Origin of the sequence: Nocardia ninae NBRC 108245 (assembly GCF_007990755.1) — a bacterium.
Lineage (GTDB): Bacteria > Actinomycetota > Actinomycetes > Mycobacteriales > Mycobacteriaceae > Nocardia > Nocardia ninae.
The window spans coordinates 81,122-93,792 of record NZ_BJXA01000020.1; the positions used below are offsets into that span (position 1 = coordinate 81,122).

Sequence of the window (12,671 nt, forward strand, 5' to 3'; positions counted from 1 at the left end):
CCCGGCACAGTCCTGTCACAGCCCGGGACGGGCCTGCTCGTTCCGATCGGAAGCGTCGCCGACCGAGGGCACAATCGGACATATGGTTTCGGAGTCCAGGCGGCGGATCGAGCTGGCCGCGTGCGGGCTGCTCGCACAGCACGGGTATCACGGGTTCGGTCTCAAGGCGTTGAGCGAGGCGGCGGGATTGCCGTATGGCTCTATCTACCACCACTTTCCGGGTGGCAAGGAGGAGATCGCGGTAGCCGCCATCACCGGAACGGGCACGGCGGCCGGGCGGATGATCCGGCAGGCGCCGACCGATGTCTTCGCCACCACGACAACCCTGTTCGACTTCATGGTCGGCAAACTGGCCGGCTCGGACTGGGACGACGGCTGCCCGATCGGCACCCCCGCGCTGGACGGTGCCAGCGACGTCGAGGCGATCCGCGCCGCCTGCGCCGCGGCCTTCGACGCGATGGAGCAGGCGTTCGCAGGCATGCTCGCCGAATTGGGGCTGTCCGCTCAGGACGCGGGGGAGTTGGCCACGACGGTGGTCGCCGCGTACGAGGGCGCGACCATGCTGGCCAGGGTGCGGCGCTCGGACGCACCGCTGCGCACGGTCGCGGTGGCGATGGAACGGCTGATCCGGGTGACGTTCACCGAAGCGGGGCTGCCGAAGATGACCACGGGTTCGACGGGCACGGGCTCGTCGGATATCGACGCGTGCATGCCTGCGGTGGAGTCCGCGCAACCCGACGTCGACGCGAGTGTGGTGGCCGCGGCCGCGGCGTCGACCGAAAATATTCCGGAAGTTGTTGCCGAGCAACAAAATCCCGCATCGGGCATTGACTAGAAAGAACGTTCTATCAACACTGGAGAGATGCAGCGGTCTCGGCCCGCTCGGCGGCCTGGACTGGGGCGGGCTCTGGGCCGATCTCACGCTGATCCCGCACGCGGACGCCATGCTCGTGCCGCTGCCGCCGGGCGTCGATCCGGTCGCCGTCGCCAGTGCCAGCGACAACATCCCCGACGGTTATCGGGCCGTCGGCCCGCAGCTCGCCGATCATCCCGGGGCTGAGGTGCTGGTCATCGGTGGTCCCGCGGCACCGTCCATCGGCCTGTATGCAGCGGGACTGGCTGTCGCACTGAACGCGTCCCGGGTCGTTTACCTCGACGACTCCGTCGAGCGATTGGAGATCGCGAAGTCGTTGGGGGCCGAGGCGATCGAAGGTCCGCGCGATGCCCGCGTCGGCCGGTTCCCGATCACGGTCGAATCCGCAGGAGGTGCCAAAGCGCTGCGGGCCGCGATCGACGCCACCACCTATGACGGTTGGTGCACCAGCGTTAGCGTCCAGCTCACCGATGTGCCGCTGCCGATCTTTCAGATGTATTCGCGCTGCTGCACGTTCCACACCGGTCGCGCGCACGCCCGTCCCGTCATCCCCGAGGTGCTGGAGCTGGTGGCCGCGGGGCGGTTCGATCCGTCGCTGGTTACCACCCGGACAGCAAACTGGGACGAGGCGGTGGCGGCTCTGGTGGAGACGCCGATGAAGCTCGTCGCCGTCCGCTGAGGGGTTCGGCGGGATAGTCGGATCGACATATGTGACGTAACGCACTGGACCGAATGCGTGCCGAGAAGATCGCCGGAGCGTCCGTCGCGTGGGTGATCGGTCCGTGACAGGCGAACTGCTCGCATGCCGCGGCGGCTGCGGGGTGCGCGATGATTCCGCAGGTCAGAGCCCATATTCGCGACCGTGTGAAGGCTGGGCTTAAATATGGGCCTGCGGTTCGGTCGATTCGCAACCTCCCGCCCACCGCCCACCGCGCTCGTGAGCGCCCGTCATCGGCGGTCTACGCAGGTCACGAGGCCCGAGAACTCAGGGCACCCTTATTAGATTTCGGGAACGAATTCCGCCACACTGATGTTGTGAAAACCGTGGGTTTGCGGAGCGAAGACGAAAGGGCTGGTCGAAAGGCCGGCACCGGGTCGGCTGCTGCGTCCACGACCGTCGCGGAGGGGCACACCCGCGCGGCCATCGTTCAGCTGCTGCTGGCGGAGGGCCCGATCACCGCGACGGCCATCGGCACGACGCTGGGGCTCGCCCCGGCCGGTGTGCGGCGTCACCTCGACGCCCTGATCGACTCCGGTCAGGCTCGGGCCAGCCGGTCCGCGCCGTGGCAGCAGAAGGGTCGCGGCCGTCCCGCCAAGCAGTACCAGCTCACCGCCGCGGGCCGTGGCCAACTGGGTCACGCCTACGACGACCTGGCAGGCGCGGCGATCCGCCAGCTCGGCGAGATCGGCGGCGAACAGGCCATCACCGAGTTCGCCAGGAAACGGGCCAGGACTATCGTGGCCGGGATCGCACCGGTCGAGGAGCACACGCCGCAGCGCACCGAGGCCAAGGCCGAGGAGATCGCGGACGCGTTCACCGACGCCGGTTTCGCCGCCTCCACCCGCAAGGTGGGCACGGGCGTGCAGATCTGCCAGCATCACTGCCCGGTCGCGCACGTGGCGGAGGAATTCCCACAGTTGTGCGAGGCGGAACTCGAGGCGTTCCGGGACCTGCTCGGCACCCACGTGCAGCGCCTGGCCACCATCGCCAACGGCGACTGCGCGTGCACCACGCACGTGCCGCTGCTCGTCCTACCGATCACCAAGAAAACTTCACCAGAAACCGCTGCACAGCCCGCAGCACTTCGAACGAACGACTCCGGAAGGAGTGCCGAATGACGACAACCACCGACCAGGTGCAGCCGCTCACTCAGGAAGAGACCATCGCGTCACTGGGTAAATACGGCTACGGCTGGGCCGATTCGGATGTGGCCGGAGCCAGCGCGCAACGAGGCCTGTCCGAGGCGGTTGTCCGCGACATCTCGGCCAAGAAGAGCGAGCCGGACTGGATGCTCGACATCCGCCTCAAGGCCCTGCGCATCTTCGATCGCAAGCCCATGCCGAACTGGGGCTCCAACCTCGACGGCATCGACTTCGACAACATCAAGTACTTCGTGCGCTCCAGCGAGAAGCAGGCAGCCACCTGGGACGACCTGCCCGAGGACATCAAGAACACCTACGACAAGCTCGGCATCCCGGAGGCGGAGAAGCAGCGCCTGGTCTCCGGTGTCGCCGCGCAGTACGAGTCCGAGGTCGTCTACCACTCCATCCGTGAGGATCTGGAGAAGCAGGGCGTCATCTTCCTCGACACCGACACGGCGTTGAAGGAGCACCCGGAGATCTTCCAGCAGTACTTCGGCTCGGTGATCCCCGCGGGCGACAACAAGTTCTCCGCGCTGAACACCGCCGTGTGGTCGGGTGGCTCGTTCATCTACGTGCCGCCGGGCGTGCACGTCGACATCCCGCTGCAGGCCTACTTCCGGATCAACACCGAGAACATGGGCCAGTTCGAGCGGACCCTGATCATCGTCGACGAGAACGCCTACGTGCACTACGTCGAGGGCTGCACCGCGCCGATCTACAAGTCCGACTCGCTGCACTCCGCGGTGGTCGAGATCATCGTCAAGAAGGGCGGCCGCTGCCGCTACACCACCATCCAGAACTGGTCGAACAACGTCTACAACCTGGTCACCAAGCGGGCCAAGGCGGAGGCGGGCGCGACCATGGAGTGGGTCGACGGCAACATCGGCTCCAAGGTCACCATGAAGTACCCGGCGGTCTGGATGACCGGCGAGTACGCCCGCGGCGAGGTGCTCTCGGTGGCGTTCGCCGGCGAGGGCCAGCACCAGGACACCGGCGCGAAGATGCTGCATCTGGCGCCGCACACCTCCTCGAACATCATCAGCAAGTCGGTGGCGCGCGGCGGTGGCCGGGCCTCCTACCGCGGCCTGGTTCAGGTGAACAAGGGCGCGTACGGCTCCAAGTCGACCGTGAAATGCGATGCGCTGCTTGTCGATACGATCAGCCGCTCGGACACCTACCCCTACGTCGACATCCGCGAGGACGACGTGACGATGGGGCACGAGGCGACCGTCTCGAAGGTCTCCGAGGACCAGCTGTTCTACCTGATGAGCCGCGGCATGACCGAGGACGAGGCGATGGCCATGGTGGTGCGCGGCTTCGTCGAGCCCATCGCCAAGGAACTGCCGATGGAATACGCGTTGGAACTGAACCGGCTCATCGAGCTGCAGATGGAAGGAGCCGTCGGCTGATGGCGACAGGTGTCATTGGCGCGGTCGAGGGCGAGAACCCCTCGAAGCCGATTCAGAACCCCGGCGCGGGCGCCGCGATCAACAAGGGCGAGGTGTTCACCTCGTTCGATGTGAACGCCTTCGAGATCCCGTCCGGCCGGGACGAGGAGTGGCGGTTCACGCCGCTGCGCCGTCTGCGCGGCCTGCACGACGGTTCCGCCGTGCGCGACGGGCAGGCCACGGTAGAGGTCAGCTCGGTCGAGGGCATCCAGGTGGAGACCGTCGGCCGCGACGACGCGCGCCTCGGTGCCGCGGGCACGCCCGCGGATCGTGTTGCGGCGCAGGCGTACTCGGGCTTCGAGTCGGCCACCGTGGTGTCGGTGGGCGCGGAGACCGAGGTCGCCGAACCGGTCGTGGTCACGGTCACCGGCCCCGGCGAAGGCAAGACCGCCTACGGCCACCTGCAGATCCGGCTCGGCAACTTCGCCACCGCCACCGTGGTCATCGACCAGCGCGGCAGCGGAACCTACGCCGAGAACGTGGAATTCGTGCTCGGTGACAGCGCGAAGCTCACCGTCGTCGCGGTGCAGGACTGGGCCGACGACGCGGTGAACGCCACCGCGCACCACGCGCTGCTCGGCCGCGACGCCACACTGCGGCACATCGCCGTCACCCTCGGCGGCGACCTGGTTCGCCTCACCGGAACCGTCCGCTACGCGGGCCCCGGCGGCGACGCCGAACTGCTCGGACTCTATTTCGCCGATGCCGGGCAGCACTTCGAGCAGCGGTTGCTGGTCGACCACTCGCAGCCGAACTGCAAGTCGAACGTGCTGTACAAGGGTGCGCTGCAAGGTGATCCGGACTCCCCGAAGGGTGACGCGCGGACCGTGTGGGTCGGCGATGTGCTGATCCGCGCCGCCGCCGAAGGCACCGACACCTTCGAGGTGAACCGCAACCTGGTGCTCACCGACGGCGCCCGCGCCGACTCGGTGCCGAACCTGGAGATCGAGACCGGCGAGATCGCCGGCGCCGGACATGCCTCGGCGACCGGACGTTTCGACGACGAGCAGCTGTTCTACCTGCGTGCCCGTGGCATCCCGGAGGACGTGGCGCGACGCCTGGTGGTGCGCGGCTTCTTCCAGGAGATCATCCAGAAGATCGCGGTCCCGGAGATCCGGGAGCGGCTGGAGTCGGCCATCGAGGCCGAGCTCGCCGCTGTCGGCGTCTGAACCACTCACTTACCCTGCAAAGGAACTCGAATTCGATGACCACCCTGGAGATCAAGGACCTGCACGTCGAGGTCGCCAACCCGGACGCGTCCGGCGAGCCCATCAAGATCCTGAAGGGCGTCGACCTCACCATCAAGTCCGGTGAGACGCACGCCATCATGGGCCCCAACGGCTCCGGCAAGTCGACCCTGTCGTACGCGATCGCCGGTCACCCCAAGTACACGGTGACCTCCGGCTCGATCACCCTCGACGGCGAGGACGTCCTCGCGATGTCGGTCGACGAGCGCGCCCGCGCCGGCCTGTTCCTGGCCATGCAGTACCCGGTCGAGGTCCCCGGCGTCTCCACCTCCAACTTCCTGCGGACCGCCGCCACCGCCGTGCGCGGCGAGGCGCCCAAGCTGCGGCACTGGGTCAAGGAAGTCAAGGAGTCGATGGCCGAGCTGGAGATCGACCCGGCCTTCGCCGAGCGCAACGTCAACGAAGGCTTCTCCGGTGGCGAGAAGAAGCGGCACGAGATCCTGCAGCTCGGCCTGCTCAAGCCGAAGATCGCCATCCTGGACGAGACCGACTCCGGCCTGGACGTCGACGCGCTGCGCATCGTCTCCGAGGGTGTGAACCGCTACAAGGAGCGCGAGAACGGTGGCGTGCTGCTGATCACGCACTACACCCGCATCCTGCGCTACATCCAGCCGGAATTCGTGCACGTCTTCGTGGCAGGCCGCATCGTCGCCGAGGGCGGCTCGGAACTCGCCGACGAACTCGACGCCAACGGCTACGTCCGCTTCACTCAGTCTGCAACTGCAGGAGCCTGACTATGACCGCCACGGTCCCCGCACTCGACGTGGCCCGCATCCGGGCCGACTTCCCGATCCTGAGCCGCACGGTTCGGGACGGGAAACCGTTGGTGTACCTGGACTCCGGCGCCACCTCGCAGCGACCGCTCGCCGTGCTCGACGCGGAACGTGAGTTCCTGACCACGCACAACTCGGCGGTGCACCGCGGCGCGCATCAGCTCGCCGAGGAGGCCACCGACGCCTACGAGGACGCGCGCACCGTCATCGGCCGGTTCGTCGGGGTGGACGCCGACGAGATCGTGTTCACCAAGAACGCGACCGAGTCGCTGAACCTGGTGACCTACTCGTTCGCCGACGACCGGTTCCCCTACCACGTGGGGCCGGGCGACGAGATCGTCATCACCGAGCTCGAACACCACGCGAATCTCGTTCCGTGGCAAGAGCTTGCGCGTCGCACCGGCGCGACACTGAAGTGGTACGGCGTGACCGACGACGGCCGGATCGACCTCGATTCGCTCGAATTGTCGCCCGCCACAAAGGTTGTCGCGTTCACCCACCAGTCCAACGTGACCGGTGCCGTCACCGATGTCGCCGAAATGGTGCGCCGCGCCAAGGCAGTCGGTGCGCTGACGGTGCTCGACGCCTGCCAGTCGGTGCCGCACATGCCGGTGGACTTCCGTGCGCTCGATGTCGATTTCGCCGCGTTCTCCGGACACAAGATGTTCGGGCCGTCCGGTGTCGGCGTGCTGTACGGCCGTCGCGCGATTCTCGCGGAGACCCCGCCGTTCATCACCGGTGGCTCGATGATCGAGACCGTCACCATGGAGGGCAGCACCTACGCCGCCCCGCCGCAGCGGTTCGAGGCGGGCGTGCCGATGACCTCACAGGTGGTCGGGCTGGGTGCCGCCGTCCGGTATCTCGAAGCGCTCGGCATGCAGGCCGTCGCGGACCACGAACACGCTTTGGTCGAGGCCGCGCTGACCGGTCTGAGTGCGATCGACGGCGTGCGGATCGTCGGACCCACCGAGAACGTCGACCGCGGTGGCGCGGTGTCGTTCGTGGTGGACGGCATCCACGCCCATGATGTCGGGCAGATTCTCGATGACGAAGGTGTCGCGGTGCGGGTCGGCCACCACTGCGCGTGGCCACTGATGCGCCGGTTGGGCGTGCCCGCCACCGCCCGCGCCTCGTTCGCCGCCTACAACACCCTCGACGAGGTCGACGCACTGGTCGCGGCCGTGCGGAAGGCTCAGAGCTTCTTCGGAGTTGCATAAGACATGCGCATGGAGCAGATGTACCAGGAAGTGATCCTGGACCACTACAAGCACCCGCACCACCGCGGGCTGCGGGAACCGTTCGGTGCCGAAGTGCACCACGTGAACCCGACCTGCGGCGACGAGGTCACCCTGCGCGTCCAGCTCGACGACAAGGGCGACATCGCCGACGTCTCCTACGACGGCCAGGGCTGCTCGATCAGTCAAGCCGCCACCTCGGTCCTCACCGACCAGGTGATCGGCCTGCCCGTGCAGCAGGCGCTGAAGGTGGTCGACTCCTACAACGAGATGATCTCCAGCCGCGGCACCATCGAGGGTGACGAGGACATGATCGGCGACGGCATCGCCTTCGTCGGCGTCTCCAAATACCCCGCGCGGGTCAAATGCGCATTGCTCGGGTGGATGGCGTTCAAAGACGCGGTGGTCCGGATAACCTCGGCAGAAGAGGCAAAGCGTTCTATAGGCAGTGAAGTATCCAAGAATGGGGACCAGCGATGACAGACACACCGGCAACCGAGACAGCCGAACAGGTCGAGCTGTCCGCCGAAGACATCAAGCGCCTGGAGGACCTCGAGGAGGCGATGCGTGACGTCGTCGACCCCGAACTCGGCATCAACGTGGTCGACCTGGGCTTGGTCTACGGTCTGTCCGTGCAGGACGAGGTCGCCATCCTCGACATGACCCTCACCTCCGCCGCCTGCCCCCTCACCGACGTCATCGAAGACCAATCCCGCAACGCGCTGGTCCGCAGCGGGCTCGTCGATGATCTCAAGATCAATTGGGTGTGGATGCCGCCGTGGGGGCCGGACAAGATCACCGAAGATGGGCGCGAACAGCTTCGTGCGCTCGGTTTCACTGTCTGACCGCACCGCAGTACGAACGGCCGCCGATCGAGGCGCCCTTGGCAACAGGGGCCGCCATCGAGGCGGCCGTTGTCGTGTTGCATCGCGAGCCGGGGCAGTGGAGCTCCCTGGTGCCGCCGAACCAGGGCTGCGTCACGACTGCACGATCATGTGGTCGGGTACCAGACCGTTCACCCATGCTGAGGCGATCTTGCGCGCCACAGCTCGATAAAGCATGTCCTCGGAACCACTTTCAAGGCCGATCGTCTCGGCCGCCTTGTCCAGCAGCAAAGTCCGCTGCACTCCCTCGACATCGGTGTATCCATACCGGATATGCCCGCTGTCTTCGTCCAGCTTCTGAATCTCCGCGTAGAGCGCCATCGTTCATCCCTTCGCATGCGCGGGTTGTAGTCGGTCGCGGGTGGTGGGGCGAGACCGATGTAATCCGTTCGAAGCGAATCAAGGATCCACTTGCGAAACCTGCTGTAGTCGATACTTGTGGACATAAAGGTCGTTTGGTCGCCGGGCTCAACACGACCGGCTTCGTCCAACGCAATCCTTGCCGGCAAGCGGTGTACCGTTCTCGGCGACGGAAGCGTCCACCGGCGAACGCACAGTAAGGCCTGTCAGGTCGTGCTCTGGCCTTGCAATCCGTTTGTCTCGTCGTATTCAACGAGCCATGTGTTCGTCACAAGACACAGTCGCACCATCAGCGACAGATCCGTGAGCAGTAGGGTAGTTTCTTCGCCCGTCCATCGGATCTCAGGGATCGCGTCCGCGATCCGCTGGCTCGGCTCACCGAGCGGGCCGGTGAGCACTGCGGTCATATGATCGAACGTCTTGCGGACCTCGTCCCGACCAGCCGTGTTATCGGCCGACAGGGTCGTGACCGCTACCTCGATGCGCTCTGCATCTTTATTACGGCCGAGCACATCGCAGGTGCCCGCTCCAAGGCCGGCATCGAATCGAGCCCAGTCCGGCGACTCGATGATCGGGTCATGCCAGGGAAATACCACCAGCAAACTCATCAGGTCATCCATCCGCCACGACCAGACCAGTGACCGCAGCGTGGTGGCGAGTTCGACAATCTCCCCGTCGCTGTTCGTTCGCCACCCAGCATCGAAAGCGTCGCTCCCAGAACCGAAATCTGCCATCGTCAGCTCTTCCGTATCAATCCGGTGCGCGGTAGTTCGAACTTTCGATTGCCGGCGCTCTCGTTCCACGCGTCGTACACGAGACGGTCCGGGGCCACTACTCGATAGGCATCTCGTAGCCCGGTAACGATCATCGACGCCAGTCGCCGATAGGCACCCGCATCGGCGGGCCATGGCAGTTCAAACCACCAATTGTCGCAGTGGTCGGCGTCCGGGTGCTGCCAGCCTGCCTCGGCAATCACCCGCGATCCAGCTTCACGGACCTGCACATCCGGGTCCAGCGAATCATCGCCTGGCAGTTCGGCCCAGATCATGTCCTCGAGCTGCCGGAACTGCGCAAACCGCCGGCGCTCCTGCTGACGCTCGGCCTCATCGATGATCACCACCACGCCGGCAGGCAAGGATGTCAGGTGCTCCGCCAGACCGTCCTCGAACCCTGCCCAACTGGTCATATCAGTCCCTGTTCCTGCAGCTCGATCGTCTCATCGTGGAGAGCGAGCCATGAATTGGTCTCCAGAGACAGTCGCACCGACGACGACATGCACAGTAGCCGCAGCGTTGTTTCCTCGCCAGCCCAACGAATCTCGGGAAGCTCACCGGGGATTCGCCTCGCAGGTGCGCCTAACGCGGTGGTCAGTGCGGTGGTCATCCGTGCGAATGTGTCGAGCACTAGTGCTCGCTCAGCACCGTCCCCCGTCGCCCGTGTAGTCACGGCCAATTCAACGATCTCTGCCCGACTATCGCGGCCGTGAACACGGCCGCTAGCCATCCCGAATCCAACGTCGAGGATGACTGACCGTGGCCGGGCGCTCTGTATCTGCCAACCGAACGCGCTAGCTAGTTCGGGGACTTCCGACATCTGCCACGACCAGTCCAGCGAAAGCAACCTGGTTGCCAGCTCGATGATTTCGGCGTCACTCAGTGCTCGCCACTCCGTCATGACATCACCTTACGTTCAATCCATCCCGGGTAGTCGCTCTCGTACGAGCGGGCAGCCAGACATAACCGCGTGCCATGACCGCCCAGAGTGCGGGTCCGGTAGATTACCCCTCCGCGAAGCATGGAAGACACTCTCGAATACCCGTTCATCCGACCATTTCTGCTACGCGACATAGTAATCGTTCTAACGGCCTTGCTCTATACCACGTTCGCGCGCGCGATCGAGTTCTCGACCGCGGCCACGCATCCGTAATTCCTCCACCGTGGGTGGAGTTTGAACGACTTCATGCGCGGGTGTACCTTGTCCTTTTTGAGCTAAATGAACCACTGCAGCGTTCTCGATCGACAAACCATGTTGGATCGATTTTGCGGCAGCCGCTAAGCGGGCAGCCTCCGAGTCGTACGGAATGAACATAGGTTCCCGACCGGGCAGCTCATAAACCAATGTGCCCCTTTGTCTGTCGAACCTGCTATGTTCGTGTCCCAGCCTCAACAAATACGTGCGAGCATCGAAAGAACCCTCTCGTCCGATCGGCACTCGCAGCGCAGGATTATACTCGACAACATTATTATGTTGCTGTACAGCCTCTCGAAAAACTACTTCTCTAGCCTGCTCTATAGCTAGTGCACGGTCAGCGTCCAGCGCCTGAGCGACTTCCCGCCCCAGTTCGGGCGTCAATCCGAAAACTGTCACCGCGCGTGCCTCGTGTTCGCGCTCAACTGCTGCTGCTTGCTCGGCGCGCTCAACTGATTGATGAGCTTCGAGCAGTCTGGCCATGTTGGCTCCGGCTCCCTGTTCTCGTTCTCCTTCCAGCTGTACGACCTTTTCGATTGCCTGCTGTAGAAGCTTCTCACGATCTTGCAGCTGCGGGTCTCTGGTCGCGAGCACTCGCTCCGTCACCGAGGCAACTACTTCCTGGTTCCCTATTTCCAAGCTCGCCGCGATTGCTCGATCGCGGTCGACCACTTCAGCCGTCAGAACATCTTTGGCGACGTCCTTTAGTTGCGGGTCGATGTCGAGGTTATGCAATAAATCGATAGCTGGATAGATTTCCAAGGCCTGTGCCCGGTCTAAATACTGAGCCGCCTTGAGAAGCTCGTTGCTTGCCTGGCCAGGATCTTGACCGAGTGTTTCCCTGGATTTTTCAATTAATTCGAGTGCCTGCGCTCGGAACTCCTCCGGTCGACCGTCTGGGACTGCCGTTTCTCGGGCGAATTCAACGGCATTCAAGACGGCTTCGCGGTCACGCGGGTGCAGCGGCTGGAGCAGCCTTGCCCGATGGTCCTCCATCACTCGAGCCATGGCTTGTTCCAAGGCTCGAGTCTCGGAAATCCGTAGGAGTTCTTGGGCTTGCGATTTGTCGATACCCCCGATGACTCCGAGTAAGAACGACTGTCCGTCACGTTCAAGATTGAACCGCGATACGCTGATCGTCCCGTCGCGAGAGACATGGACCAAGTTGTACTCGACCCGCAGTGTGCCGTCAGCATGGGCGCGCAGCAGCTGATCGCGAGCGTTCAACAGCTGCCGGCCCTCGGGCCCGTCCGGATCCACGCCGCGTGCACGCATCTGCTCGGGAGTTTCCGACAGCAGACGGGCGAGATTCTTTTCGATTGCTGCAGTGCGCTCGCCGTATTCGGGCGACCCCTGCTGGGCGCGCCCTTTCTCGGTCCCGGCGGCACCCAGTGGCGATGAGCCGCCTTTGCACTCTTCGAGCAAGAGGGTGGGGTGCGGATTATCGGTGAAAGCGATGACATCAAAGGTGTCGCGCCCGTCAAATGCGCCGTCGAACGGTGTCAGCAGCACTATGTCCGGCCGGTCGGTGGCGTGCGCTATTCCACCAAATTCTCCCAGCGCTTTTGAGGTGTTGACCATCTCGGTGCCGAGCAAATTATACTTACTAGCATTGTCTGCCATCTCATACAACCGCTCGAGCTTGGCCAGTTTTGCTTGGTCGCTGAGTGTGGAATCGTCGGCTATGTGTGTTTCTTGGGCTTGGATGAACTCGGGGAGGTTCTTCTCGCTCAGCAGAGCGATCCTGTCGACCCCGAACTCCTTCATGTGTGCTTTTGCCGCAGCACCGGCGGCGGCACGATCGACGTCTTGCCGTGCGGCCTCTGCCACCAATTCGTCGAGCTTGCCTCTACTGCTGGGGTCGATGACCTCGTATAGCTCGGCCGGGCTCTGATCGGCTAGGAAGGCGATATCCTCCCTGACCGCAGGATCATCAACCCAGCTGCGGCCTTCTTTCAGCTGGAATGCTTTGTCACGGTATGTGCCATCTCGATCACCGACGCGATGCCACTTGCCGTC

At 64.4% G+C, this 12,671-nt stretch carries 13 protein-coding genes; 9 read left to right on the plus strand and 4 right to left on the minus strand.

Translation table 11 applies throughout. From position 1 onward, the window contains the following. The first annotated feature begins 82 nt into the window (after positions 1-82). The 9 genes from NN4_RS17000 to NN4_RS17040 all read left to right on the plus strand — a co-directional run bounded on the left by NN4_RS17000 (position 83) and on the right by NN4_RS17040 (position 8,285). The gene (locus NN4_RS17000) at positions 83-835 is read left to right on the plus strand and encodes a TetR/AcrR family transcriptional regulator (RefSeq protein WP_147131907.1); all 753 of its coding nucleotides are present in this window, start codon (positions 83-85) and stop codon (positions 833-835) included. Further along, entirely contained in the window at positions 828-1,553 is a 726-nt protein-coding gene (locus NN4_RS17005) for a zinc-binding dehydrogenase (protein ID WP_186818482.1), read from the plus strand. The genes NN4_RS17000 and NN4_RS17005 overlap by 8 nt, the downstream gene beginning before the upstream one ends. A gap of 356 nt (positions 1,554-1,909) precedes the next feature. Continuing rightward, complete coding sequence (locus NN4_RS17010) at positions 1,910-2,713, plus strand: helix-turn-helix transcriptional regulator (protein ID WP_135231968.1); 804 nt, start codon at positions 1,910-1,912, stop codon at positions 2,711-2,713. Further along, entirely contained in the window at positions 2,710-4,146 is a 1,437-nt protein-coding gene (gene sufB, locus NN4_RS17015; protein ID WP_107657862.1) for a Fe-S cluster assembly protein SufB, read from the plus strand. The genes NN4_RS17010 and sufB overlap by 4 nt, the downstream gene beginning before the upstream one ends. Beyond that, positions 4,146-5,354 (plus strand): Fe-S cluster assembly protein SufD, encoded by a 1,209-nt coding sequence (gene sufD / locus NN4_RS17020; RefSeq protein WP_147131910.1) that lies wholly within the window; start codon positions 4,146-4,148, stop codon positions 5,352-5,354. The genes sufB and sufD overlap by 1 nt, the downstream gene beginning before the upstream one ends. Positions 5,355-5,389: 35 nt before the next feature. Further along, complete coding sequence (gene sufC / locus NN4_RS17025) at positions 5,390-6,166, plus strand: Fe-S cluster assembly ATPase SufC (RefSeq protein WP_107657860.1); 777 nt, start codon at positions 5,390-5,392, stop codon at positions 6,164-6,166. A 2-nt stretch (positions 6,167-6,168) separates the two neighbouring features. After that, the gene (locus NN4_RS17030; RefSeq protein WP_147131913.1) at positions 6,169-7,422 is read left to right on the plus strand and encodes a cysteine desulfurase; all 1,254 of its coding nucleotides are present in this window, start codon (positions 6,169-6,171) and stop codon (positions 7,420-7,422) included. Between the two features lie 3 nt (positions 7,423-7,425). Then, positions 7,426-7,920 (plus strand): Fe-S cluster assembly sulfur transfer protein SufU, encoded by a 495-nt coding sequence (gene sufU, locus NN4_RS17035; protein WP_147131916.1) that lies wholly within the window; start codon positions 7,426-7,428, stop codon positions 7,918-7,920. Next, complete coding sequence (locus NN4_RS17040; RefSeq protein WP_107657857.1) at positions 7,917-8,285, plus strand: metal-sulfur cluster assembly factor; 369 nt, start codon at positions 7,917-7,919, stop codon at positions 8,283-8,285. Before sufU ends, NN4_RS17040 begins: the two co-directional genes overlap by 4 nt. Before the next feature lie 132 nt (positions 8,286-8,417). On the opposite strand, the gene NN4_RS17045 is transcribed toward NN4_RS17040, so the two are convergent. From NN4_RS17045 to NN4_RS17060, 4 genes are all read right to left on the minus strand, one after another. Continuing rightward, positions 8,418-8,645: a hypothetical protein gene (locus tag NN4_RS17045; protein WP_147131919.1), complete on the minus strand. Its 228-nt coding sequence runs from the start codon at positions 8,643-8,645 to the stop codon at positions 8,418-8,420. Between the two features lie 245 nt (positions 8,646-8,890). After that, positions 8,891-9,418, minus strand: a complete 528-nt coding sequence (locus tag NN4_RS17050) for a DUF6301 family protein (RefSeq protein ID WP_147131922.1) — start codon at positions 9,416-9,418, stop codon at positions 8,891-8,893. A gap of 2 nt (positions 9,419-9,420) precedes the next feature. Then, a complete protein-coding gene (locus NN4_RS17055) occupies positions 9,421-9,870 on the minus strand; it encodes a TY-Chap domain-containing protein (protein ID WP_147131925.1) in 450 nt (149 codons plus the stop codon). Then, positions 9,867-10,358 (minus strand): DUF6301 family protein, encoded by a 492-nt coding sequence (locus NN4_RS17060; protein WP_147131928.1) that lies wholly within the window; start codon positions 10,356-10,358, stop codon positions 9,867-9,869. The genes NN4_RS17055 and NN4_RS17060 overlap by 4 nt, the downstream gene beginning before the upstream one ends. Between the last annotated feature and the right edge of the window lie 2,313 nt (positions 10,359-12,671).

What these genes read in the sequence shown, in the direction of transcription:
- sufU (WP_147131916.1), top strand. Translation starts at nt 7,426, where the DNA reads ATGCGCATGGAGCAGATGTACCAGGAAGTGATCCTGGACCACTACAAG.
- NN4_RS17060 (WP_147131928.1), bottom strand. Translation starts at nt 10,358, where the DNA reads ATGACGGAGTGGCGAGCACTGAGTGACGCCGAAATCATCGAGCTGGCA.
- NN4_RS17050 (WP_147131922.1), bottom strand. Translation starts at nt 9,418, where the DNA reads ATGGCAGATTTCGGTTCTGGGAGCGACGCTTTCGATGCTGGGTGGCGA.
- NN4_RS17030 (WP_147131913.1), top strand. Translation starts at nt 6,169, where the DNA reads ATGACCGCCACGGTCCCCGCACTCGACGTGGCCCGCATCCGGGCCGAC.
- sufC (WP_107657860.1), top strand. Translation starts at nt 5,390, where the DNA reads ATGACCACCCTGGAGATCAAGGACCTGCACGTCGAGGTCGCCAACCCG.
- sufB (WP_107657862.1), top strand. Translation starts at nt 2,710, where the DNA reads ATGACGACAACCACCGACCAGGTGCAGCCGCTCACTCAGGAAGAGACC.
- NN4_RS17000 (WP_147131907.1), top strand. Translation starts at nt 83, where the DNA reads ATGGTTTCGGAGTCCAGGCGGCGGATCGAGCTGGCCGCGTGCGGGCTG.
- NN4_RS17055 (WP_147131925.1), bottom strand. Translation starts at nt 9,870, where the DNA reads ATGACCAGTTGGGCAGGGTTCGAGGACGGTCTGGCGGAGCACCTGACA.
- NN4_RS17040 (WP_107657857.1), top strand. Translation starts at nt 7,917, where the DNA reads ATGACAGACACACCGGCAACCGAGACAGCCGAACAGGTCGAGCTGTCC.
- NN4_RS17045 (WP_147131919.1), bottom strand. Translation starts at nt 8,645, where the DNA reads ATGGCGCTCTACGCGGAGATTCAGAAGCTGGACGAAGACAGCGGGCAT.
- sufD (WP_147131910.1), top strand. Translation starts at nt 4,146, where the DNA reads ATGGCGACAGGTGTCATTGGCGCGGTCGAGGGCGAGAACCCCTCGAAG.